This window comes from Gottfriedia acidiceleris (assembly GCF_023115465.1).
GTDB lineage: Bacteria > Bacillota > Bacilli > Bacillales > Bacillaceae_G > Gottfriedia > Gottfriedia acidiceleris_B.
Genome location: NZ_CP096034.1, coordinates 4,392,686 through 4,416,039, shown reverse-complemented (window position 1 = coordinate 4,416,039; position 23,354 = coordinate 4,392,686). Strand labels below are relative to the sequence as shown.

Annotated in this window: 19 protein-coding genes and 1 riboswitch; of the genes, 12 read left to right on the top strand and 7 right to left on the bottom strand. The window is 31.2% G+C overall.

Annotated elements, in window-relative coordinates:
- Window positions 1-48: 48 nt before the first annotated feature.
- A complete protein-coding gene (locus MY490_RS20810; protein WP_248269447.1) occupies window positions 49-939 on the top strand; it encodes an LCP family glycopolymer transferase in 891 nt (296 codons plus the stop codon).
- Between the two features lie 729 nt (window positions 940-1,668).
- Here MY490_RS20810 and MY490_RS20805 read toward each other — a convergent pair.
- The 3 genes from MY490_RS20805 to MY490_RS20795 all read right to left on the bottom strand — a co-directional run bounded on the left by MY490_RS20805 (window position 1,669) and on the right by MY490_RS20795 (window position 3,350).
- Window positions 1,669-1,989: a helix-turn-helix domain-containing protein gene (locus MY490_RS20805; RefSeq protein WP_069033798.1), complete on the bottom strand. Its 321-nt coding sequence runs from the start codon at window positions 1,987-1,989 to the stop codon at window positions 1,669-1,671.
- A 62-nt stretch (window positions 1,990-2,051) separates the two neighbouring features.
- Entirely contained in the window at window positions 2,052-2,189 is a 138-nt protein-coding gene (locus MY490_RS20800; RefSeq protein ID WP_248267352.1) for an anti-repressor SinI family protein, read from the bottom strand.
- Window positions 2,190-2,224: 35 nt separating this feature from the next.
- Window positions 2,225-2,355: riboswitch (cyclic di-GMP riboswitch) on the bottom strand.
- 449 nt (window positions 2,356-2,804) lie between these two features.
- Complete coding sequence (locus MY490_RS20795) at window positions 2,805-3,350, bottom strand: sigma-70 family RNA polymerase sigma factor (RefSeq protein ID WP_248267351.1); 546 nt, start codon at window positions 3,348-3,350, stop codon at window positions 2,805-2,807.
- 282 nt (window positions 3,351-3,632) lie between these two features.
- Here MY490_RS20795 and MY490_RS20790 point away from each other — a divergent pair, with 282 nt between their 5' ends.
- On the top strand, window positions 3,633-4,166 hold the full coding sequence (locus MY490_RS20790) for a competence protein ComK (protein ID WP_248267350.1): 534 nt from the start codon (window positions 3,633-3,635) through the stop codon (window positions 4,164-4,166).
- Between the two features lie 120 nt (window positions 4,167-4,286).
- Here the strand turns inward: MY490_RS20790 and MY490_RS20785 are convergent, their stop codons facing one another.
- Window positions 4,287-5,195 (bottom strand): accessory Sec system S-layer assembly protein, encoded by a 909-nt coding sequence (locus tag MY490_RS20785; protein ID WP_248267349.1) that lies wholly within the window; start codon window positions 5,193-5,195, stop codon window positions 4,287-4,289.
- A gap of 116 nt (window positions 5,196-5,311) precedes the next feature.
- The gene (locus tag MY490_RS22395) at window positions 5,312-5,491 is read right to left on the bottom strand and encodes a hypothetical protein (protein WP_432707026.1); all 180 of its coding nucleotides are present in this window, start codon (window positions 5,489-5,491) and stop codon (window positions 5,312-5,314) included.
- Window positions 5,492-6,394: 903 nt separating this feature from the next.
- Here MY490_RS22395 and MY490_RS20780 point away from each other — a divergent pair.
- A complete protein-coding gene (locus MY490_RS20780) occupies window positions 6,395-6,988 on the top strand; it encodes a YARHG domain-containing protein (protein ID WP_248267348.1) in 594 nt (197 codons plus the stop codon).
- A gap of 116 nt (window positions 6,989-7,104) precedes the next feature.
- Here the strand turns inward: MY490_RS20780 and MY490_RS20775 are convergent, their stop codons facing one another.
- Window positions 7,105-8,487, bottom strand: a complete 1,383-nt coding sequence (locus MY490_RS20775) for a M48 family metallopeptidase (RefSeq protein WP_248267347.1) — start codon at window positions 8,485-8,487, stop codon at window positions 7,105-7,107.
- A gap of 245 nt (window positions 8,488-8,732) precedes the next feature.
- On the opposite strand from MY490_RS20775, the gene MY490_RS20770 reads away from it, so the two are divergent.
- The 4 genes from MY490_RS20770 to MY490_RS20755 all read left to right on the top strand — a co-directional run bounded on the left by MY490_RS20770 (window position 8,733) and on the right by MY490_RS20755 (window position 15,366).
- Window positions 8,733-10,031 (top strand): TcaA 3rd/4th domain-containing protein, encoded by a 1,299-nt coding sequence (locus MY490_RS20770; protein ID WP_248267346.1) that lies wholly within the window; start codon window positions 8,733-8,735, stop codon window positions 10,029-10,031.
- A 227-nt stretch (window positions 10,032-10,258) separates the two neighbouring features.
- On the top strand, window positions 10,259-10,876 hold the full coding sequence (locus MY490_RS20765) for a lysozyme family protein (protein WP_432707025.1): 618 nt from the start codon (window positions 10,259-10,261) through the stop codon (window positions 10,874-10,876).
- A 307-nt stretch (window positions 10,877-11,183) separates the two neighbouring features.
- Entirely contained in the window at window positions 11,184-13,595 is a 2,412-nt protein-coding gene (locus tag MY490_RS20760) for an SH3 domain-containing protein (protein WP_248267345.1), read from the top strand.
- A gap of 124 nt (window positions 13,596-13,719) precedes the next feature.
- A complete protein-coding gene (locus MY490_RS20755) occupies window positions 13,720-15,366 on the top strand; it encodes an Ig-like domain-containing protein (RefSeq protein ID WP_248267344.1) in 1,647 nt (548 codons plus the stop codon).
- 470 nt (window positions 15,367-15,836) lie between these two features.
- Here MY490_RS20755 and MY490_RS20750 read toward each other — a convergent pair whose 3' ends face one another.
- On the bottom strand, window positions 15,837-16,493 hold the full coding sequence (locus MY490_RS20750; RefSeq protein ID WP_025671303.1) for a sugar transferase: 657 nt from the start codon (window positions 16,491-16,493) through the stop codon (window positions 15,837-15,839).
- Between the two features lie 1,283 nt (window positions 16,494-17,776).
- On the opposite strand from MY490_RS20750, the gene MY490_RS20745 reads away from it, so the two are divergent.
- From MY490_RS20745 to MY490_RS20725, 5 genes are all read left to right on the top strand, one after another.
- Window positions 17,777-18,397: a YigZ family protein gene (locus MY490_RS20745; protein WP_248267343.1), complete on the top strand. Its 621-nt coding sequence runs from the start codon at window positions 17,777-17,779 to the stop codon at window positions 18,395-18,397.
- Window positions 18,398-18,481: 84 nt separating this feature from the next.
- A complete protein-coding gene (locus tag MY490_RS20740) occupies window positions 18,482-19,525 on the top strand; it encodes an LCP family protein (protein ID WP_248267342.1) in 1,044 nt (347 codons plus the stop codon).
- Window positions 19,526-19,815: 290 nt separating this feature from the next.
- Complete coding sequence (locus tag MY490_RS20735; RefSeq protein ID WP_248267341.1) at window positions 19,816-21,021, top strand: sensor histidine kinase; 1,206 nt, start codon at window positions 19,816-19,818, stop codon at window positions 21,019-21,021.
- A 144-nt stretch (window positions 21,022-21,165) separates the two neighbouring features.
- Window positions 21,166-21,843 (top strand): response regulator, encoded by a 678-nt coding sequence (locus MY490_RS20730; protein ID WP_248267340.1) that lies wholly within the window; start codon window positions 21,166-21,168, stop codon window positions 21,841-21,843.
- A 288-nt stretch (window positions 21,844-22,131) separates the two neighbouring features.
- The gene (locus tag MY490_RS20725; RefSeq protein WP_248267339.1) at window positions 22,132-22,974 is read left to right on the top strand and encodes a DegV family protein; all 843 of its coding nucleotides are present in this window, start codon (window positions 22,132-22,134) and stop codon (window positions 22,972-22,974) included.
- The last annotated feature ends 380 nt before the right edge of the window (window positions 22,975-23,354 follow it).

The window sequence follows — 23,354 nt, the reverse complement described above, 5'->3', positions numbered from 1 at the left end:
TTCTAATATTTACTAAAAGGAGCAATATCCGTGAGCTGGAAAAAAATAATGTTGCGCATTGGAATTGTTTTGACCGTACTCGTAGTTATAGCTGGAGCTACTGGATTTTATGTTTATCATGAAGTAACGAAAACGACAAGTGTGATCTATCACCCAATTGATAAGACAGAGAAAAGGGTCGAACCTGTCAGCGTTAAAGAAAAGAATCCTTTTTCAGTATTGCTTTTAGGAGTAGACAAACGGCCAGGTGACCAGGGGCGCTCTGATTCCCTAATGGTCATAACCGTAAATCCTACAAAACATACGACGAAAATTATTAGTATTCCACGTGATACTCGTACTGAAATAGTAGGGAAAGATCGTACGGATAAGATTAATCATGCATTTGCTTTCGGTGGCATACAGATGAGTGTAAACACTGTGGAGAAATTTTTAAACATACCTATTGATTACTATTTAGAGGTCAATATGGAGGGATTTAAGGACATTGTAGATGCAATTGGTGGAGTAGAGGTTATGAATACACTAGACTTCACAAATGATGGTTATCATTTTAAAAAGGGATTATTATCTTTAAATGGAGAAAAGGCGTTAAGTTTCTCCCGAATGCGTTACGAGGATCCACAAGGTGATTTTGGACGGGAAGCTAGACAACGTCAAATTATTCAGGAAGTAATTAATAAAGGAACAAAAATTAAAAGTTTAGTGAGTTATAAGGATATATTAAATTTGATTAGTAAAAATCTAGAAACTAATTTAACCTTAGATGAAATGTTCGATATTCAGAAAAGCTACCGCGGTGCCACTGACAGTATTGAACAACAGCAACTAGAAGGAAGTGGAAAAATGATTAAGGGAATCTACTACTATTTAGTACCGGAAGAAAATCGTTTAGCACTTTCAAACGAACTACGCGATCAGTTGGGATTAATACAATAAGAAAAAACCCCCGATTTGTTTTATAGTTTAACTATATTAAAAATCGGGGGTTTTTTGCTTTGATCTTAATCTGAACAAAAAGACTACTCCTCTGATATTTATCCCCTGTAGTTTCTACAAATTTCTCAAATTGATATTCGAATGTAAATCAGCAGGATACTAAAGACCCAGTACATAATCCTGGTTTTTACTTTGGAATATGAAAAAAAATAGAGAATGAACAGTATTTACGTTTAATTTATTTCATATTTAATACTAAACAGCCAAGGCAGTCTAGCGGGGAAGGTCAACAGAAATGAATGTTTCAAAAACTGAAGAACAAAATGCGGTTGGAAGATAAAAACGTATAAACTTTTAGTCAGTCATTATTTGAATGGATGAAGCTCTTTCTAATTATCTTTTGATTATTTAGAGCTTTCTCAACTAAATAAAGGTATCTTAACGATTTCATTAGATGCAATATACTAGTTAGTGAATCAGGTACAGATAACCATTGGATAAATAAAAAGCTTATTATTCAACCAGGTAAACATGTGTTAAAACTTATGTATGCTAAAGATAAATCTGGCAGCTCTAGTAAAGATGCTGTTATATCGATAACATTACTCTAAAATATGATTTACGTAAATAAATGATAAGAAGGGCACTCTTCGTTTGAAGAGCACCCTTCTTATTTTTTGTGGGAAAAAAAATCTTCAAATTAAAATGGAAACATTTTAATTCGAAGGTTTATTTGCCTTGCTTATACTTATTAAACTCAATAAATTTTAATAATTCATCTTTGGGTATACCTGAATTTATTGCTTCTTGAAGGATTTCCATCCATTCAGAATCAATAATTTTTGTTGGATCAATATCATCTTTCAGGAGGCTTTCTGCCGTTGTATTGAAGACGCCAGCAATTTTTTCAAGTACTTGAATTGAAGGATTGCTTTGTAGATTTCGTTCAATCGAACTTATGTAAGATTTTGCGATACCAGCACGTTCTGCAAGCTCTGTAAGTGACATTCCATGTTGTAAACGTAGTTTTTTAATTCGTTCTCCAATCATATAAGCTACTCCATATCTTTTTGACTATTACAAAAAGTATATCATAGTAGGGAGTAGTTATCCTAGTTTTGACATGAATCTTTAACGCAATTGTAAAGAAATGATCGCACTTCATCAGGACTTAAGCCTACTTCAATGCATTCTAGTAGTAAGTCGATCCAGTTTAATTCGGCAGAATGTTTTTCCAATTGACTGTACATGGATAATAGCCTCCTAAAATTAAGGTATAAAATACCTAGGTAACCCTGCTGTCTTAGTTCGTTTACTAGTTAAAAAATATAGCGAACTAGTTCATTTTAACTATATTTACGATTAAGATCAGTGGCTTTGCGTCCCAACCTCTCAATTGGTTTGCCATTTTCTAGAGAGAGTTCTGGTGGATTTATTACAATTTTTAAAAAATTTATATAACAATTATATAATGAATCCAATACATAGTTTGTAGTAATTTGTAGTTTCAAAAAAAACAATAATATTACTAATATTTCAATTATATTAAAAGATTTAGATAAATCAAGGCGTTTTTTCATATTTGAAACAATTGGAAAAATTCTAAGAAAAAACATTTCGACATTTGTAAAAAAAATGTCGAAACTCTAAAAAACAACTGGTAAAATTTAGTAATTTTGGAATAATATTTTAGAATAGGTCAAAATGGAAGGAAATGTTAAAAAATGTGTGAAGTCCTACTCAAAACGGCATAGTTTTAAAATTTGTAAAAACAGGAGGAAAGTACTAGTTAATTTGGACTTAATAGGAACTCAATTTTAAAAAAATAAAGTAATCAACAAATAGATTACTTTATTTTTAAAATTTTATCTTGATTCTCTTAATCTTTTTAATGCATAGCGATAACTAGATCGAACACTAGATTCTTTCATATTTAGGCTATATGCGATTTGTGGAAACTCATGATTGTAGTAGAAACGCCTAATTAGAATTTGCTTCTGTAAGGGAGAAATCCCATCTAGAAAACTTATAAAATTATCTAGTGAAAATGCTTCGTCGCAATATATTACATCTTCATGGTTTTGTTCTACTACTACGTTTCTCTCATCATATTTAATTGCTTTGGATAGCTCGTTTAATAAATAGCCTCTTACTGTAATATAAGCGTAACTTGAAAAGCTCCCTTTCTCAGTTTGATACTGCTGATAAGCCTTCCATAGTGCAATTTGACCAATTTGATAGTATTCATCAAAGTTTTTATATATATGTAACTTCTTCATAGTTGCTTTTATCATTCGGGCATACTGGTTTATGCATTCATCGAATGTACTTGGCTTCAATTTTCCTGAAACTACTTGATAATCTACCTGTTCTTCACTACATTTCATGCTTACTGCCTTTCTTAAAGGCATGCCCTTGTGTGTATTCCGCGGTGAAGTAACTATATAAAAATATAAGAAATAGATCATATTTGGAAACTTCAATTAAGAATAAAAAAAACAGAGTGAAATGTGAGTATTGAATTTAAAACTTTAAATTTGCCAGAAATAATTTAATGAAATCTTATCTATTTTTATATTTTTAAAAGAAGTAAATTTTACTAAAACACTGAAAAACGGTCATAGAAGTTTCAAAAATAAGGAAAGATAATTTTGATATAATCGATATGTAAAAAATCCTCAAAGGAGGCTCATATGTCAAAATTAGATTATGTTGTATCGTATGAAACAATGCTGATTGAAGCTGCGGATCGTCCAGAGTATTTAACCAAAATAACAGATAAAAACAAAGGGGTGATCTATTCAAAGCGGCCAATGAAAGCAATCTTGAAAGAATCCGCCCTCTACCATAATCAATCGATTAGAGGTCATCTCGAAGTCGTAAAAAGTAAATATCCAACTATGAAAAAGATTCCTCTTATGATTAATCCCACATTATCAATTATTATGATTCCTACATCTTCGCAAAATAACATATCTTGCAAATGGCTAAATTTTATCCAAATAAATAAATATATAAAAGAAAAAAGAAAAACAAAAATACAGTTTAGGAATGGAGAAGAGAGGATATTCCCAATTTCTTATTACATTTTTGATAAACAAATTAGTAAAGCCACAAAGATTATTAGTATGTATTTAAGTCAGAAAGTAGAATATAAGCTAAAATCAGATGAAGAAAAGTTAATGATGATTAAGGAATTAATAGAAGGATATTCTTCTGATGGGTAGGCAAGAGGTAAGTTGTTTTAAAAAAAAAGCAGAGGCAGGAAATACAAAAAGCAGGCCTTAAGATCTTAATTGACCATAAATCCTGCTTTTAAAGTTTGTGAATCTATTCTTTAATATGCCTTAAATAACTTCTTGTTCAGGTATTCTAATTGTCCATTGTGAGAACGCATTTATTTCAACTAGTTCTTTTGGGAAGATAAATGTCCATGGTTTACTCGTATTTGCCTGTATTGTTAATGGAGGTAGTGTGAATAAACCTTTTGCAATTATTTCGCCATTCTCATTTAACATTTCTAGTGGTAGTAATTCTAGATTAACAGCTTGTGTTGATCCATTTCGAACTAAAATATTAACGCCTAAGTTTCCTTCTTCATTATAGCTTGCTCGTAAAGCATGTAAACTCACTTCATTTATACGTAATTTAGGTAAAGAATTTACAAGATTGCTTAATTCTGTAATTTGTTCTTCAGTAAGTCGGCCTTCCCATGTTGGATCTATATCTAATCGGTGGATAGTTTTTGATAAATCAAATGCTAACTCAAAACCTGTTTCAGGCAAGTCCTCTTTTAGTAAATACTCTCGTTCAAATACAAAGCGCCATGGGCGGCTGCTGCAAGGTGGCATTTCGCCAAGCTCTTCCAATCTAAATCCTTTTTTTGCTAATAGTTCTCCTTCTTCACTAATCAATAAAAGAATAGCGTCTTCTAAACGAACTAATTTTTCTAAACTGTTACGAACGAATGCTGTAACAGTGGCACTTCCGTCATCATTAATTTCAAGTTCGATTGCAGATAATGATAATTGATTTGGTTTTAAAGGAGAAAGCTCGTTATTTAAAAACTGATAAACATAACGCTTTTCATCCTCAATATGCATTAATGGATGGAATGAAATTTTAGGGAAAATTTCAACCACTTCATTTTCTTCAACTTGAACTGCTTGATCAGTAGATGTTTGTTGCAATAAATCACTCGATGAAACTGTTGAATCTTTACCTTTTTGTAATAAACGCTTAATCGACGATAACATTTTGTTTTTCTACCCCCTGTGGACAAGATAATTCTTGGAATGTTGAAGCAAGACTTGCTGATATTTCTTGTAGTATTATGTTATGAGTATGTTCAAACAGAGTAAATCCATCAAATTCATATGGTCGAATTGGATCTTCTTATTGATACTGTATACTGTCTTAAGTGTATCCCTTCAATCAATTGTTGTAAATGCTCTAAATGTTCAGTCCAATATAAATCTATAGTACTTAATGCCGTGCTTTTTAAAATACTAATAAGTTTTCCTTTTTTCTCCCTCCATACCGTGTTAAACATCTTTATAAACTAAAAAAAAGTCTGGATCAAGGATGTTCCCTCCTGAGCTGGTAATCAATCAAGTCTCTTCTTTAAATGTATCATAAGTTTTACGGGACTCAAGGTGTAAATAGTGGGAATTCATAGAAAAGGTTGAAAATTATATTATTAATAATAAAGTAAAAAATAGTAAGAATCAAAATGAAGCAATCAATCTTTAAGTAAGAATAACTAGTTAATTTCAAAATGTGACAAATTGCTTACTTCCTATTATATATAATCTTAGTAGTTTCATTTTAATAGTCTACTAACATATGAGGGAGAGAAAATACCTGGTTATTCGATAAAAGGTAATCATCCTGTTAATGGTGGACTGTTAGCGACTCCAATTGTTGGAACTGGCCCGTTAAAAGGACAGATTATTTTTAATTTTTCAAGGTATAAAACGATAAATGGGGGCTTATTAATTAGTTACGATACTGTTACTGGAAAAGAAAAATGGCATTTAGATTCACCAAACTATGCGTGGTCATCTACAGTAGCCGTATATACAAAGGATAATAAAGCTTACTTAATTCAAGGTGATTCTGTTGGGAATCTATACTTAATAAGTGGTAGCGGAAAAATTATCAATAAGATTAATCTAGGTGTTAATATTGAGGCGTCTCCTGTTGTAGTTGGACAACAAGTAATTGTTGGAACTAGAGGAGGCAAATATATTAGCGTCAATATCCAATAAATATAGTGATGATTAATCCCTATTTCCATTTACGGAGCTAGGGATTTCTTGTTTTTTTAATATAGTCTTTTCAATTGTGTTAATAACGTATTAAACTTTTATTAAAAGAATTGGATTTTAAGCAAATAGATTAGATAATATGATAAGTGCATTTATTTATAACTGTATTAGGGGAGTGAAAGAATTTGGCTAGTAAGGCAGAAAACAAAGTTGAAAGTCGTTCAGAACATAGAAAACTAAAGGATAAGGAAGATGGTTTAAGTAATAAACGATACTTTTCGTTAATACTCTCGATAGCTGGAGTACTTATAATTGGTGCAACAGCAATTTTTTATGTTTACCCCAAAATAATGAATGAAGGTAATATTCATCAGGAAAATGCTTCTACTAAGGCAGTAGCTGATAAGGATGTAAAAAAAGAAACAAAGAGTGAAAAGGCAACTGAAACAAAAACTAAGGAAGTTGCTAAAGAAACAACTTCAAAAGAAACAACTACTAAGGAAACAAAAGTTACAGATGAAGAAAAACAATCAAAAGATTATGTTTTACCGGAAAGTAATAGTAAAAAACTAACGAATGCAGATCTAATTAAATTAGCTCCAAATGAATTACGTTTAGCCAGAAATGAAATCTATGCTAGGCATGGTTTAGTATTTAAATCAAGTGACTTGACGATTTATTTCAGCTCGAAGTCTTGGTACAAACCTAATCCAGCATATGGTGGAGAGCTTAATGATGTAGAAAAATATAATTTAAGTCTAATTAAATCCAGGGAATAGTTGAAAAAAGGACAGTTACTTCTTCAAAAGCTAGTAAAAAAGCAAAGTTCAGTAGTTTTGAACTTTGCTTTTTTACTGACTCTGATGCTTTAATAAGGAAAATAATTGCGTAAGTCTTAAAGTTTAATCTCGGTTACTTGACGATCTAACCACTTTAAGATTTTCTTTGCTCCATTTTCCTTAGCTACTTCTTTTACTGTCATTCCATCTACATTCTTTATCGATAAGTCTGCACCTTTCTTAATTAGATACTGGAATGTTTTTACATCATCTATGTCATAAGTTGTATCAAAAATAGGTGTTTCTCCAGAACTGTCTTGCTGGTTAATATCTGCTCCGTATTTTAAGAGTAAGTCAATTGCTTGCTTGTCTCCCATAGAAGCAGCGGCGTGTAAGATTGTCCAATCATCTGCATCTCCTATAGAAGGATTAGCTCCGTTATCAAGTAATAACTTTAACATTTCCAAGTTAAGGTGATCTTCTTCAGTATATGAAGTTATGAGAAGTGGAGATTCGTAGTCATCATTTAATTCATTTACGTCTGCGCCTTCGTCAATTAACTCTTTAACTTGTTCAACATCGTTATCAAGTACTGCTTGCGTTAATGGTGTTTCTGCTGCTAAATAGCCATCAACGAATGATTGTGCTAGTGGAATCACTTTTTCTACCAATAAACCTGCACCGACAATTACCCCGAATGACAACCCGAATACAATTACAGCAATTCCATATACGCGTTTTGGTGTTTTAAATTTAATATCGCTTTCTACATTATTAAAATGATGCAAAGCGTTAATACGTTTTGGTAAAGTTGGATGTGACATTAATCGTTCACTGAACCAAATTAAAAAGCCTTTTTCATTGCTACTATTTAATAAATATTCATGCTGATCAATTTGTTGATAATATTTGCGACCAACGGCTAACATTGTAAGTGCTTTTGTCGATGCTTCAAAATCATTTATATAATGACTAGCCATTCGATCACTTGTATACTCACATGCACGTGAATATGCAGAACCTAAAAAAGGAACCCAATTTGCAGGCAATACTAAAGCCTGTTTTAGAATATGATTTCGTTTAATATGTGCAAGCTCGTGTGCAATTACGAAATCAACTACTTTTGGATTTGATTCAATCACTTCGAATAGATCTGAATATAAAACAATCATATTCCGTCCAAAGAAACGCGTAGCAAAGGCATTTAACAGGCCTCCAGATTGGACTACATAAACATCTGGTAAGAAATAAAAGCCCATTTCCTTTGAAATTTCTCTTGTTTTGAAATATACTTCTGGAAATTGTTTTTCAGTAATCTTAACGCCATTAATACGTATTTTTGCAGTGAAAATTAAATGGGCAAAAAGTGGTAAAACGATTAAAATTCCTAAAATAATAAGACCAACAACACTGAAAATAAGTAAAAAATAAATTGGAATACTAATAAGTAAAAGTAATATAAAATAAATCGATTCTTTCCGATTAACTAACGGCTTCAATTTCACTCCTCCTATATCTCAACTCTTATAGTTTAACAAGTAAATGGAAAAGATGTCATACATATATTTAAGAGAAATGAAACCAATTACTTCCACTAACTAATAAAAAAATTTCTTTTTACCCTTTAAATAAAAAATAGTATGATAGACTATAGTTTACTTTTTTAAGTATTTATTTAGATTCAATTTATATATTAAAAACATGCACTATATAGAATGAAAATTTAAGGGGAAGTTAAAAATAAATGGAAACTCAGTTAAGAGAACAAAATTCCTTGTCAAGAGCGGGTATACGAACAATGCGAAAAAAACGAATACCTAGTTTTAAAAGAAAATGGATGTTTATTTTAATACCAATTATCGTGATATTAATTACACATTTAACATTAAGCTACTTAAATTCGCCTAAAAGATTAGTGAAGGTTTTTGATAAAGCTGTGTCAGATAATAATTATAAAGAAGTCACACATATGCTGCAAAAAGGCGGTACCGGGGCATCTTTAGATGAGGAGTCAGTAATCGCATTTATGGATTACTTAAATAGCTATGATGTTTTAGATAAATTTGACGATATGATTCAAAATAATAAAGTAGTGAATAGTAAGTTAATAGATAGTCGTGGAAATTATGTGCTTTCAATTAAAAAGGGTAGTAAATTTTTAGGGATTTATCAAACATATTTAATAAGTGCCCAACCATTCGAATTAAAGATTTCTTCGCCAATTGACGACATAGAATTAAAATTAAATAATCATATTACACATTTAAATAAAGACGAATATGAAACAACATACCACAAAATTTTACCTGGAAAGTATACTATGGCTGTTTCATATAAAGGTGTTTATAGTGATGTTCAGGATTCAGTTGATATAGATTTTTCCTCTGCTTCAAAAAATAAGTTATCGCAAGAATTAACTTTTAATGTTAGTTATGTTCAAATTTATTCAAACGAACCTGAGGCAGAACTATTTGTAAATGGAAAAGATACGGGGCAAAAAGTAAGTGAACTAGATCGCTTTGGTCCGTTTTTATTAAATGGTAAAACAGTAGTTCACGCTGAGATTGAAAAGAATGGTGAATTATATAAAACGGATGATATTCCGGTTACAGGAAAATATGTAGATTTAATGTTTGATACGCCAGTTGACAATCAGGACGAGACAGATCAAAAAGATGGTTTCTTTGCAGGACTTAAACGATTTTTTGATAACTATTTACCAAGTCCTAAGCCTTCTTCTGATTTAGAAGAAAAGCAACTAATTAACGGCTTGTTTAATCAAAATGGCCAAGCATTCTTACAGTCTAAGGAATATCAAGACAAGATTAAGAAAAAGGATACAACGCAAAAACTCACAAGCTTTTCTATGAAAAATTCAAAGCAAGATGATTCGGGTATGATCATTACAACAAATGAGTCGTATGAGATAACTGATAAACATGGTAAAACTAAAATGAAATCATTTGAAATTACTTACCATTTCTCAAGAGAAAATGATGAATTAAAAATGGATCGTATAGTAGAAGTAAAAGAGATAAAGTAAATTGTAGAAAAGAGTCCAATTTAGGTTGGACTCTTTTTTTGAATTCAGTGTTGGAAGATTACGCAATTATTAAGCTAGGATTAAAAGGGTACAATTCTTATTAAATGATTATTATAAGAAATATTTCTTTTTTCACATTTTAATGTCAAATATATGTAGTTTTAGCACATTGCTTTTTTAAATAGGAATATTCGTTATAATGTATTAAAGAGAAATGTTTGGAGGTAATGAAAAAGAATAGAATGTGGAAAATTATTAAAAGACTTCTTTTATTTACACTTCTGATGTCAATTATTGGGTTATTTGCGATCTATCGTTACTATTTCCAAGATGTGTTGAAGTATGAAACACAAGTTTACACTGAGTTAAAGACGTCTAATTTAGAAGAATACACACCTTTATTACTAGGGCTAATGATGCAAGAAACGAAGGGTAAAGGAAAAGATCCAATGCAGGCTTCAGAATCACTAGGACTAGCAAAGGATAGTATTCAAGATACATCAAAAAGCATACAACAAGGTGTCTCACATTTTAAAGACGTGTATTCCTATGGTAAAAAGCAAGGTGTTGATTTACAAACCATCATACAAAGTTACAATATGGGGATTGCTTATATTGATTTTGTAAAAACACATGGGGGTAAACATACAGATCAACTTGCTAAAACTTATTCTTTATCGATGGTAGAGACGAATCCAGAGCTTTATACGTGTAATAATAATAAGAAAAATTTCAGATATCCATATTGTTATGGTGATTTCACATATAGTCAAAAAGTAATGAAGAAAACAAAGTACTTCGAGATTTTAGTCCCACTTAAACATAATATAGTAGGAAATCAATAGACCATGGAGAAGAGTTAAATGTCTTCTGTATGGTCTTTTTAACTTTTTTTTTAGAATTGTGTCAATTTAATTACAAAATGGTTGTCGTTTCGATAATATAAAACAATTTCCTTTTTTTACCGATATAATTATTGATAAAACAATTTAAATTCCGACATTTTATGACTTATACTTAACTTTAGTGTTAACTTTTTGTTAATTTCATTTTAAAAAAATTATAGTTTATTAATTTTACTAGTTTAATAGAATTGGATTGTTTTATTTTACGTATTAAATGTAAAAATGGTTGGAAAGGAAAATTAGATTCATGAAAAAAATGGGAAGAGTACTTTTGGTATCAACAGGCATATTAGTAGGCACCTCCAGCATTTCCTGTCCTAATATCGGTTTGGAAACATCAAAAGCAAGTGCAGCAATTGTAAATATTACAACAAAGTATCAAACGACAGCAAATCTAAATGTAAGACAGGGTGCAGGTACAACCTATAAATCACTTGTGATTATTCCAAAAGGAAAATTAATTACCGCTACTCAAAAGAATGGTAATTGGTACAAAGTGACTTATAGTTCAAAAACTGGTTGGGTAAGTGGTACGTATTTAAAGGAATATTATAAATACACTACTCAAGCTACTGCTTATTATTTTACAAATAAAACTACTAAGCTATATCCAACGCCTGATACGAAAAAAGCTGCAGCATATTCTGTAGTTGTTAATAATGGATTTTATAGTACTCAAAACATTGTAAATAGCATTGGCCAAACATGGTTCCGCGTTAGTTATAATGGCAAAACCTTGTATGTAAATAGCGCAGATGTTACGAAAAGTTCTGTAGCTACATTTGCCCAAACAAAATATAAAGCAATTAGAAATACAAGTTTATATCAAACCTATGGTGTATCTTCTAAAGTACTATCAAGTATTCCAAGTGGTACGGTCATTTCATCTTCAAAACGTGTTGGTAACTGGTATTACGTCACGGTTAATGGTAAAACGGGATATGTTTATATTAATAATTTTACAAAAGTAAATGAAATAAAATATGAAACAACAAGTACTGCATATTATTTTACGAAAGCAGTCACTAACTTATACGCAACTCCAGATGCGACAAAACCTGTAGTAACTACAGTTAATGGAGATAATGGCTTTGCTTCAACTCAAAAAGCGACAGATTTAGTAGGAAAGATATGGTATCGAATTAATTACAATGGACAAAATCTTTATGTTAAGAGTGAGGATGTAACTACAAATAGCTTCACAACATTTACTACTACAAATTATAAAGCGCTTAATACAACTTATTTATATCAATCGTTCAGCAATGCTTCAAAGCAGCTTATTCAAATTCCAAAAGATATAGTTATCCCGATTAGCAAAAAAATTGGTAATTGGTATAGTGTGTCTTATAACGGTGTAAATGGATATGTAAGAGCATTGGATTTTGGAAAAAGCGATGTCGTGACAATAACGAATATTACAGATTCGACATATATTACGACTTCAGAATTAAATTTACGTCAATCGTATGATGCTTCTTCACCGTTGCTTACAGTAATTCCCGTAAATATGGTTTTAATTGCGACTGATAAAACTTCTAACAATTGGTATAAGGTTAGTTACAATGGGAAAACGGGATATGTATCAGGATTATATATCAAACAAGTTAAAACTGGTGACCCACTGACATCAAGAGATAGCTACCAGTTTATTGATCTGCGTACACCTTCGCCAGTAACTGCTGCGCAAATTAATACCTATATTGCTAATAACTTGAAAAGTGGAGTTAAGAGTATACTGACTGGTCAAGGACAATTATTTATTGATGCTGGAAATAAATATGGTGTAAATGCACTTTATTTAGCAGCACATGCCATTCATGAAAGTGGATTTGGTACTTCGCAAATTTCATTAGGAAAAAATAACTTATTTGGCTTTGGTTCTTATGATGCAACGCCATATATAGCATCATACAAATTTATGAGTGTACAAGAAAATGTAGAGTATATTGCACGCTCAATTAAATCCACTTACTTAAATCCAAGTAACTGGAAATATAAAGGTGCATATCTTGGTTTTAGTACAAAAGATATGAGCAATGTAAGAATAGATACAGCGAGTGAAGGAATGAATTTTTATTACGCGACTGACCCAAACTGGGGTAAATTGATTGCTCAACATATGCAAAAAATTCTACCGTTTGATAAAGCGTACTATGATAAAGCTCAACCGAATACTACGATTCCGGGCAGTCCATCTACTCCTGTTGGTAGTGATGTATTCCCTGCTAATATCCAAGCGGTTGCAAAAGGAAACATTGATCTATACACCGCAAAGGGAGATACGGCTAAAGTGAAATCGATTACAGCCGGTACAACTTTCCTTCTTCTTGAAAAAACAAATAATTATTGGATTAAATTATCGATCGATGGGAATGTTTTTTGGACAAACAGTATTAAATTAAATGCATATAGCCAAACTTTATCTGTTAAAAACTTAGGTAGAATAACAGCAGATGGTTTAAACGTGCGCTCAGCTGCAACTACAGCTGAAAACAATGTGATTGGTACGTTAAACCTTAATAATTACGTAAGTATTGATACAAATACAGATGGTACTTTAACAATGGATAGTACAAAAAAATGGTATAAAGTCCAACTAGCGAATGGAAGCTTTGGATGGGTATCATCAAGTTATGTTAAACAAGAATTAAAATAAAAAAAGTGACTCATTGTGAGTCACTTTTTTTACTAGTTTAATTGAGTAACAAGTTTAAAGAAAAATATGTTTATATGATACAATGAAAGATAGAAAATTAAGTAGATTGGGGAGGAGTAAAGTTTTGAAATCAACAATGTTAAAAGTAGGCTTATTAACGATGCTTTCCATTGGATTAGTTGCTGGAAAAGCATCAGCAGCAACGGATTGGTCTACGAAATGTTTACCAATGGGTGAAATTAAACAAAATGTAAATCCATCTAATCAACAAATTAATTGTTTACTAACGAATGCAGCATTAAGTAAGAATATTCCACCTGAAGTTGTTAAATCCATTGCAATGAAAGAATCATCTTGGAGACAATTTGATGAAAAGGGACAACCAGTTATTTCTTCTGATAATGGATTAGGAATTATGCAAGTGACAGATCCTACCGTAGATCCAGAGAGATTAAAAAATGATATCGTCTATAATATTGAGACGGGTGTTAGTATTTTAGATCAGAAGTACGGATTATCGTCATTACCCAAAATAAATGGTGCTGGAAGAGACATTATTGAAAACTGGTATTTTCCTGTTATGGCGTATAACGGTACAATGCCTGTAAATAGTCCGTTAAAAAGAAATGATGATCATTTAATCATAAGGAATTTAGAAACTTACCAAGATAAAGTGTTTAATATCATTGAAGAACAAAGTTTATTAGGAAGTACAAAACTTGCTCAATATCCATTTGCCTATGATGATTTTAGTTATGATCCAAATCTAAGCAAAAGTATAACATTTAATACATTGAATTATATAATGACAAGTGGATTACATGAGTCTGTGTATTTATTGAAAAAAGGCGATATCGTCAAGGTAACAACAGCTGGTACAAAACTAAGAACTCAACCGAATACTTCATCTTCATATACATCCCAACCTTTAAATAAGGTATTTGTAATTGATGGAGAGTTTAAATACACTGAACCAAATACTAGCTTAAATCATTTTGTATGGTTCCCAGTAAAAACAACTGATGGAAAAATATCAGGATATATATCTTCTGCATATATTGCCAAAAAGAAAGATTTTGTAGCTCCAATCGTAACAGGGGTGAAAAATAATATTTCTTATAATAAAGACGTAAAAATCACATTTGATGAAGGCACTGCTTTATTAAATGGTACCGGATTTAAAAATGGTCAAATCGTTAGTAAGCCAGGTAAATACACTTTAGTTGTGAAAGATGAAGAAAGTAACACAACGACAATCAACTTTACAATCGATAAAACAAAGCCATCAACACCAGCAATGAATACAGTTTCAGATCAATCAACGACTATTACCGGAACAGCAGAAGCAGGTTCTACAGTTAAACTATCTATTAATGGCAAGTTTCAAAAAAGCACAACAGCTGCTTCAAATAAAAGCTACAAATTTACAATTTCAAAGCAAAAAAGTGGAACGACAGTTAGTGTAAATGCTACGGATAAAGCTGGAAATGCAAGTGCAACAAAGTCTTTAAAAGTATTAGATAAAACTCCACCAGCTCTTCCAGTTGTTAATAAAGTTACTTCAAAATCAAAAACTGTAACAGGTAGTGCTGAGAAATATGCTTCAGTGAAGATTTATCGAGGAAGTACATTAATAGGTCAAAGCTCGGTTAATTCCAGTAGTAAATTTTCTGTATCAATAAAAGTACAGAAAGCAAACACGTATTTAAAAGTTTACGTAATTGATAAATCGGGAAACAAAAGTGTTCGTACAATTAAAGTTGTAAAATAGTTAAAATACGATGCGATAAGCTTTTTTCTTATTGCATTGTATTTTTTTATTTTTTCAAGTAAGAGTAAATTTATTTGTTTAACTAAATATCTTTAAGATGAATGCAATTTGGTTTTAATATGTGGATAACTTGTGAATAAAATTAATACTTATCGACAGGAAGAAAAGATTAGCAATTTTGGTTTTGGTAGAATTTTGTCGTATCTTACTATTTCTTAGCTACTTGATTTAATTTATAAACAAGTGGTTTGTGGATAAGTATTATATGTTATCCACAAATTGTTAATAAACTTCTGAAATTGTGGGTAATTTTTGGAATTTAAAATGTTCTTTACCTTTAAAATTATTTTAAATGAACAATACTATTTATTATTAAAGAAAACAAAAGGCCATTTCCCAATTGAGAAATAGCCTTTTGTTTAGTTATTCTTATTTTTAATAAAGAAAATTTTGAACTTATCTTATATTACTTAACGAGCACCTTCACCAGTCAAGACAACTTTAATTGTTTTAAACATAATTCGAATGTCCAACATGATTGAGCGATGTTCAATATAGTGTAAATCTAAGACTAACTTCTCTTTCGGTGTTAATTCATACCCGCCATTCACTTGTGCCCAACCAGTTAACCCTGGTTTGACTGTTAAGCGATTAGTAAAGCCTGGTACTTCATGATTAAATTTTACTAAAAAAAACGCTCTTTCTGGTCTAGGACCAACAAGACTCATATCTCCACGTAAGACATTGACGAACTGTGGTAATTCATCGATACGAGTTTTTCGAAGGAAGTGACCAAGTTTTGTAATGCGAGGATCATCCGTACTAGCCCATTGTGGTCCATTTATCTCTGCATCCATACGCATTGTTCTTAACTTGTAAATATTAAAAATCTTCCCATTTAATCCAACTCGTTCTTGGATGAAAAGAGCAGGGCCAGGGGAATCAATTTTAATTAATGCAATAAAGAACAATACGAATGGTAAAGAAATGACAAACGCGAGCGACGCAAAGACTATATCCAATGTTCTTTTTATAAATGAATAAAAAATACTTTTCTTTTTTAATGACTCAAGTTGTTGAATTGAGTAGCGGCTTTCAACCTTTTGTTGAGTATTCTGTAAGGCCATTTAAACACCCCAGTTTATAATTTAGGCCCATCCTTGCAAGTGCATTGCAACATGTCCTAATGTATAACGTTTACGTTTTATAACATCATAACAATTATAAATGTTCGCAGAAAAAAATCAAATTATTTTTATGTTACAAGCTTATTACTCCACATAAAAAGTTCACAAGGGTACCTTACACTTATAGTGTGTGCAAGAATGATTTATTAATCGGCATTACAATAATTAGTAATTAATCAGACTTTTGTCCAGTTCTACTTTTTAAGTATTATTATTTTAGCATAAAGTAAGTGGAAAAATACGTCGTGTTCAAATAGCACTTTCTTAAAGAAATTAAAACCCCATCGATATTGGTCTAACAGAGTATCTTACTACCTTCTAACAACATTAAAATTTGTTTGTTTTATGGGGGGATTATCCCTTTTTATAACCTTGGTTTTGAAATTGGGTATGTAATAACAATATTTTGATGATTCTCCTTATGATTTATTATGAATAAATTTAGTTTTTTTATCCTTCCTTTAAATCCTTGTTTTTTGTATCTCCAAGAATCATCTCCCTTTTCAAGATTTTTTTACTTATGGCAAAGCTCTTTTAGCACTTTTCATTGCTGTTATATTTAATCTTTATTTAAGTGGGCGCTATTGAAAATTAAAGTAGTTCCATTAAGACTATATTTAATATTCAAAGTGGAGTATTGGTTTGGTTATTAGTCATACAATTGTAATTAAAATGCTCTTATTACAAGCTTTTTAATTACCGCATTATTAAACTTATTACCGCAGAAGAAATATGATTCTAATATTTTTGATCATTTAGGATAATCTTCTTCTTAAAAAAGGCGTAAACTTTAATTTTTAAATGAAAAAACAAATAAATTTGTGGGGATATGGCTGGATATGACCAAAGATGAAATGGGTTTATCACTTAGTTTTCAATATTGTTAAATTTAATTTAAATTAAGTAGAAATTTCTTGATGTGGAATTCAGAAATTGATATAAATTTTTTTATGCATAGTGGATATACAGTTTGATATTCATGTGAATATGAAAACTTTTTTTCGTATGGAATGATTGGATCATATTGACTGATCATTGCAGTTACTTAAAGTCTAAAATTAAATTAGTAAGCATTATTTTTAATGTTACTGTATAAATTCTTGTCAGTAAATACTTACTTTTGAAGAATGTTAGTGTTTTTTAAGGAATGGAATGAAAAATTGTAGTAATATATTGAAGTGAGTCGAAATATTGTTTAATTTAGTCGAAAGGTTAGGTGTTAAATGCTAGCGAATTATTTCACTGTTTGTGGCTTTGGTAGTCATGAAATTGAGATTGAAAAATCAAAATTTATTTGTTACATAAATGAAGCGAAAACTGAAGTTGATGCGCAACGATTCATTACAGAAATTAAAAAAAAGCATTTTGATGCATCTCATAATTGCTCAGCTTATTTAATCGGTGAAAACGATGAAATTCAAAAAGCCAATGATGATGGAGAGCCGAGTGGCACGGCTGGAGTTCCGATGTTAGAAGTTTTGAAAAAGAGAGGATTAAAAGATACTGTTGTTGTTGTAACAAGGTATTTTGGTGGTAAAAAGCTTGGAGCAGGAGGATTAATTCGTGCATATGGACAGGCAGTCAGTGAAGGGTTAAACGCTGTTGGAATTGTTGAGCGTTCATTAGTAAAAGTATTGAACGTAAAGATTAATTATAAATTATTAGGTAAAGTAGAGTTCGCTTTACGGAACTCACATTATCATTTAGAAAATGTTAACCACATGGAAGAAGTAAGCTTTGAACTTTGGATTAAGATTGATGAAGTAGATAGCTTCAAAAACTGGATGATTGAGTTAACCAATGGTAGTTGCCATATAAATGAAAGTATTGTTAAATACATGTAGTAATCTAGCTTTATAAATAGTGAATTTATGACTAATTTTAAATAGAACAATCATACTAACTTTAAAGGAGGTCTATTCGAACATATGAATCAGAATCATTCTCGAAAAATGGCCAAGAAAAGAAGAAAGAAAAAGAGAGGCTTAATTGCTAGGGTATTATTACTTATCATTATAGTAGCATTAGTGTTTGTAGGATATAAAGGTGTTAGAACATATCTTGAATTAAATAAAGCAACAAAAGGAGAAGATATTTCTTCAAACTTAAGAAATGAAAAAGTTGCAATTTCGAAAGATCCAATATCGATTCTCTTCTTAGGAATTGAGAACTATTCAACTGGTGGAAAGGGTGGACGAACTGATTCGATGATCCTTGCTACCTTTAATCCAAAAGAGGAGACAATTAAAACAATGAGTATTCCTCGTGATACATATGTAAGTATTCCAGGACATGCAGAAAAAACTAAAATAAACCATGCATATTCATATGGTGGATTACAATTAACAGTTGATACAGTTGAGCAATTCTTAAATGTACCAATTGATTATTACGTTACAGTGGACTTTAATGGCTTTAAAAACATAGTTGATGCAGTTGGTGGAATAGATGTTGATGTACCATTTGATTTCTGGGAAAATACAGATACTACACCAAGGAAAAAGGTTTACTTTACCAAAGGTATGATGCATTTAAATGGACAACAGGCGTTAGCATATTCTCGTATGCGCAAACGTGATCCTCGTGGTGATTTTGGACGTGAAGAAAGACAACAACAAGTAATTAAAGCGATCTTAAATGAAATTAAATCACCTGAAACAATCATGAAAATGGATCAATACGCGAAAGTGTTCAGTAAAAATATAAGTACGAACATGAAAATGAGCGGTGGTATTTCACTTGCTAAGCATTTACCTAATATTACTGAAAATGACTTAGAAACAATAAAATTAAAAGGTCACGATGATACGATTCACGGTATTTACTATTATGTTCCTGAAGAGGAAAGTGTAAGAGAAATTACTAGCAAATTCCGAGTTCACTTAGGTTTAGAAAAACCGCCTACAACTAATACGACTAATACAATTAATTCAGATAGTAGTTCTGAAAATGAAAATAGTACCAATCAATAAATAGGCAGAAAGCTGATTCTTTTACGGGAATCAGCTTTTTTATTGGGTCAATCGTAATATATTTGTAACACTTGTTAACTTTGTGTTAAGGATGTTATATAAGGGTATGTATTTTTTAAAACTTAAAATAAAATACCAATATATATTGGTAATATAAGGTTTGAATCGGAAAAATTATAATTTTTGCTTATTTCAAATTTTTGTACAATTATAATTCTATTTACATTATAATATTAGATATACATGAAATTATTAGTCATTTAGTAATAGGCTAATGGGGGAAAAGGTGAATGACAGCTAGAATAATGGACAATCAGACACTGGACGAAATCATGGATAATATGCTCACATATGTTATAGATAGTAAGTCCCATGTGTTTGGAATTGTTGAAGATACTCGCTCAGAATACGAGAAATTAAGAGTAGAGCTTGAAGAAGTAAAATTACAAGTAGTAGAGAAAATTGAAAATACGGTTAGATTAGATTTATTAGCCCGAGCGGCACGACAAAAATTAACTGAAGTTGATGGGGAAATTAACAAGTATACTGAATCTCAAGTAAAGTCAGTATATGAAACTGTCCAAACTATTCAGGAACAGCATTTTCTTTCATTAAAGGAAGAAAGAGTTCTAAATCATCGTAGAAAAGAACTAGAAAATAGACTTCAGACTTTGTTAGAGAAACTACAAAAAGCCGAACTATTAGTTGCCCGTATTTCAATTGTTTTAAACTACCTTAATACAGACCTTAAGCAAGTTAGTCATTTACATGAAGATGATAAACAAAAACAAGAGTTCGGATTTCAACTGATACAAGCACAGGAAGAGGAGCGTATAAAGTTATCACGCGAAATACATGATGGACCTGCCCAAACGTTAGCCAGTATATTAATGCAGTCAGACTTTTTAATAAAAACATATCGCCAAAGACCAGAAGAAGATGCAAGAAAAGAATTAGGTGATATAAAGGAACGAGTCCGTTGCGCATTAGGGGAAGTTAGAAGAATTATATATGATCTACGCCCGATGGCATTAGATGATATAGGTTTAGTTCCAGCCCTTAATAAATATTTAAAATCGCTTGAATCGTATAAGCATATTGAGATTAAATTTGAATATTACGGGTACGGGCAAAGCGAAAAAAGACTTAATTCAAAAATAGAAGTCGCGATCTTTCGGATTATCCAAGAGGCAGTTCAAAACGCATGTAAGCATGCCAATCCATCAACAATTAGTGTGAGATTAGATTTTTTAGGAAACAAAATTAATGTTTTCGTTCAGGATGATGGAGTTGGTTTTCCAATTGGAAAAAGCCAAAGTGAAAACTCTTTTGGATTAATAGGAATGAAAGAACGCGTTAAGTTATTAAATGGTGATTTTATCATCGAATCTTTACTAGACGTAGGTACGACGATTAGGATCACTTTAGATGTAGAAATAGAGAAAGAATTAGAAATGTCATTTCAAAATCAAACGTCTGAAAATTTCCAAAAGTAAAATTTTATTTCACGTTTTTTGGTGATTTGCGTCGTAACTATAAACAAAATATGTTAAAATATACTATAATTTAGAAAAAATTACCAATTTCTACAAATTTCGATAGATTAGCAAACTAGAACAAATAAACAGAGGAGTAATGAAATGAAAACTAGAATTGCAATTGTAGATGATCATAAATTGTTTCGTGAAGGAATTAAGAGAATCCTAGACTTTGAAGAGAGTTTTGATGTTGTTGCTGAAGGTTCAGATGGTACAGAGGTTGTAAATATTATGGATCAACATCAAGTAGATGTAATTATTGTTGATATAAACATGCCGACAATGAACGGAGTAACTGCTACAAAAGCATTACTAGAAAAACATCCTGATGCAAAAGTAATTATTTTATCTATTCATGATGATGAATCGTATGTAACTCATGTCTTAAAAGTGGGTGCAAGAGGCTATTTATTAAAAGAAATGGACTCAGATACATTAATTGAAGCGATTAAAGTCGTTACAAAAGGTGGATGTTATTTACACCCGAAGATTACTCACAACCTAGTAGAAGAATTTAGAAGACTATCACTTAAAGAGCAGTTATTTAAATCACGCGAAGTAGAAGTACGCCGTCCATTACATTTACTTACTAGAAGAGAATGTGAAGTACTTCAAATGTTAGCAGATGGTAAAAGTAACCGCGCTATTGGTGAAGCTCTTTTTATTAGTGAAAAAACAGTCAAAAACCATGTAAGTAATATTCTACAAAAGCTAGAAGTAAATGATCGTACTCATGCTGTAGTTACGGCAATTCGAAACGCTTGGGTAGAAGTGAAATAGTTAGGTGCAAAAAGCAGAGTATCGGTTGGGTCGGTACTCTTTTTTTATTTTGGAACAATAAATTTAATTTTTCACTTTTAGTCTGAAACATAGAATCAATAAAATGCCCACTTTTTCTTTTCAATAAATAGGCTTTTAAGTATAATAAGTCTTTCTAAGTCTAACTGAGTTGTCGAATTGGCTCAGAGTAAAGAGAATGAAATACAATGATTTTACTTAATTAGTTGTGTAAAATTAAACCAATAAATAAATAGTTAAACGTTACAGTATATAAGAAAGGATATGACAATGAGAACTGCAATTGTTACAGATAGCACATCCTATATCCCAAAGGAAGTAAGAGATTCTTTAGATATACATATGTTGCCTCTTAATGTAATCTTCGGAGATGCGTCCTACCAAGAAGAGGTTGAAATTACAGCTGAACAATTTTTCCTCAAGGTCCGTGAACAAAAGGAGCTTCCAAAAACTTCACAGCCTGCATACGGCACGATTATTGAAAAATTTGAACAGTTAGCAAAAGAATATGAGGCTGTTGTTGCTATTACTTTATCAAGTGGAATTAGTGGAACCTATCAAAGTATTGTATCAGCTGGTTCAATGATTGATAACTTAGAAGTAGTCGCTTTTGATTCAGAAATTAGCTGCATGGTCCAAGGATTTTATGTTATTGAAGCTGCGAAAATGGCAAAGAAAGGTGCTGGACCAACTGAAATCATTGAGCGTTTAGATGAAATAAAACAATCTGCAAATGCTTACTTTATGGTTTTTGATTTAGATCACCTACAACGTGGTGGAAGACTTTCAAGTGCACAAGCATTTGTAGGAAGTTTACTACAAGTAAAGCCAATCCTTACATTTGTAGACAAACAAATTGTTGCCTTTGAAAAAATTCGAACTGAAAAAAAGGCAATGAAACGAATTACAGATTTATTTGGCGAAGTTGCATCAAAAGGTGAAAAAATGAAAGCAGTTGTTATACACTCAAATCGTGAAGAAGATGCAAAAAAGTTAGCCCAACAACTTAGTGAAACATATCCGAATGTTGAATTAGAAACTTCATATTTTGGCCCAGTAATTGGAACGCATCTAGGTGAAGGTGCTTTAGGATTGGGTTGGTATGTTGTTTAAGTAAGAGCTCCTTCGATTAGGGGCTTTTTTTGTTTTTTATAGTAAAAATTTGTTATCGTAATTAAAAAAGTGTATATCACAAATAAAAACTAGTAATCGCAATTAAAAATAGAAAATTCAAAAATAAAACCTCGTTATCACAAAAAAATCAGCGAAATCACAATTAAAAAGGAAAACTCGATAAATTATTACATAGAATTTGATATCAAAAATGCTTCGTAATCACCTCGAATTGAATTATTTTTAGCCTACTTTATAAACAAACTGATTTTTAATAATGTGGTCCTTAAAAAAGGTCACAATATATCTATATATTTGACAAGGAAATTTCACTGGATTTTACGTCGTTAGTGACTGATTGGATGTAATATTTGAAGATG

Bases quoted from the DNA above. Each gene is read 5' to 3' on its own strand.
- MY490_RS20740 (WP_248267342.1), top strand. From the start codon at position 18,482: ATGAATCAGAATCATTCTCGAAAAATGGCCAAGAAAAGAAGAAAGAAA.
- MY490_RS20760 (WP_248267345.1), top strand. From the start codon at position 11,184: ATGAAAAAAATGGGAAGAGTACTTTTGGTATCAACAGGCATATTAGTA.
- MY490_RS20750 (WP_025671303.1), bottom strand. From the start codon at position 16,493: ATGGCCTTACAGAATACTCAACAAAAGGTTGAAAGCCGCTACTCAATT.
- MY490_RS20735 (WP_248267341.1), top strand. From the start codon at position 19,816: ATGACAGCTAGAATAATGGACAATCAGACACTGGACGAAATCATGGAT.
- MY490_RS22395 (WP_432707026.1), bottom strand. From the start codon at position 5,491: ATGTTTAACACGGTATGGAGGGAGAAAAAAGGAAAACTTATTAGTATT.
- MY490_RS20745 (WP_248267343.1), top strand. From the start codon at position 17,777: ATGCTAGCGAATTATTTCACTGTTTGTGGCTTTGGTAGTCATGAAATT.
- MY490_RS20795 (WP_248267351.1), bottom strand. From the start codon at position 3,350: ATGCCTTTAAGAAAGGCAGTAAGCATGAAATGTAGTGAAGAACAGGTA.
- MY490_RS20790 (WP_248267350.1), top strand. From the start codon at position 3,633: ATGTCAAAATTAGATTATGTTGTATCGTATGAAACAATGCTGATTGAA.
- MY490_RS20785 (WP_248267349.1), bottom strand. From the start codon at position 5,195: ATGTTATCGTCGATTAAGCGTTTATTACAAAAAGGTAAAGATTCAACA.
- MY490_RS20765 (WP_432707025.1), top strand. From the start codon at position 10,259: ATGAAAAAGAATAGAATGTGGAAAATTATTAAAAGACTTCTTTTATTT.
- MY490_RS20770 (WP_248267346.1), top strand. From the start codon at position 8,733: ATGGAAACTCAGTTAAGAGAACAAAATTCCTTGTCAAGAGCGGGTATA.
- MY490_RS20810 (WP_248269447.1), top strand. From the start codon at position 49: ATGTTGCGCATTGGAATTGTTTTGACCGTACTCGTAGTTATAGCTGGA.
- MY490_RS20725 (WP_248267339.1), top strand. From the start codon at position 22,132: ATGAGAACTGCAATTGTTACAGATAGCACATCCTATATCCCAAAGGAA.
- MY490_RS20800 (WP_248267352.1), bottom strand. From the start codon at position 2,189: ATGTACAGTCAATTGGAAAAACATTCTGCCGAATTAAACTGGATCGAC.
- MY490_RS20730 (WP_248267340.1), top strand. From the start codon at position 21,166: ATGAAAACTAGAATTGCAATTGTAGATGATCATAAATTGTTTCGTGAA.
- MY490_RS20805 (WP_069033798.1), bottom strand. From the start codon at position 1,989: ATGATTGGAGAACGAATTAAAAAACTACGTTTACAACATGGAATGTCA.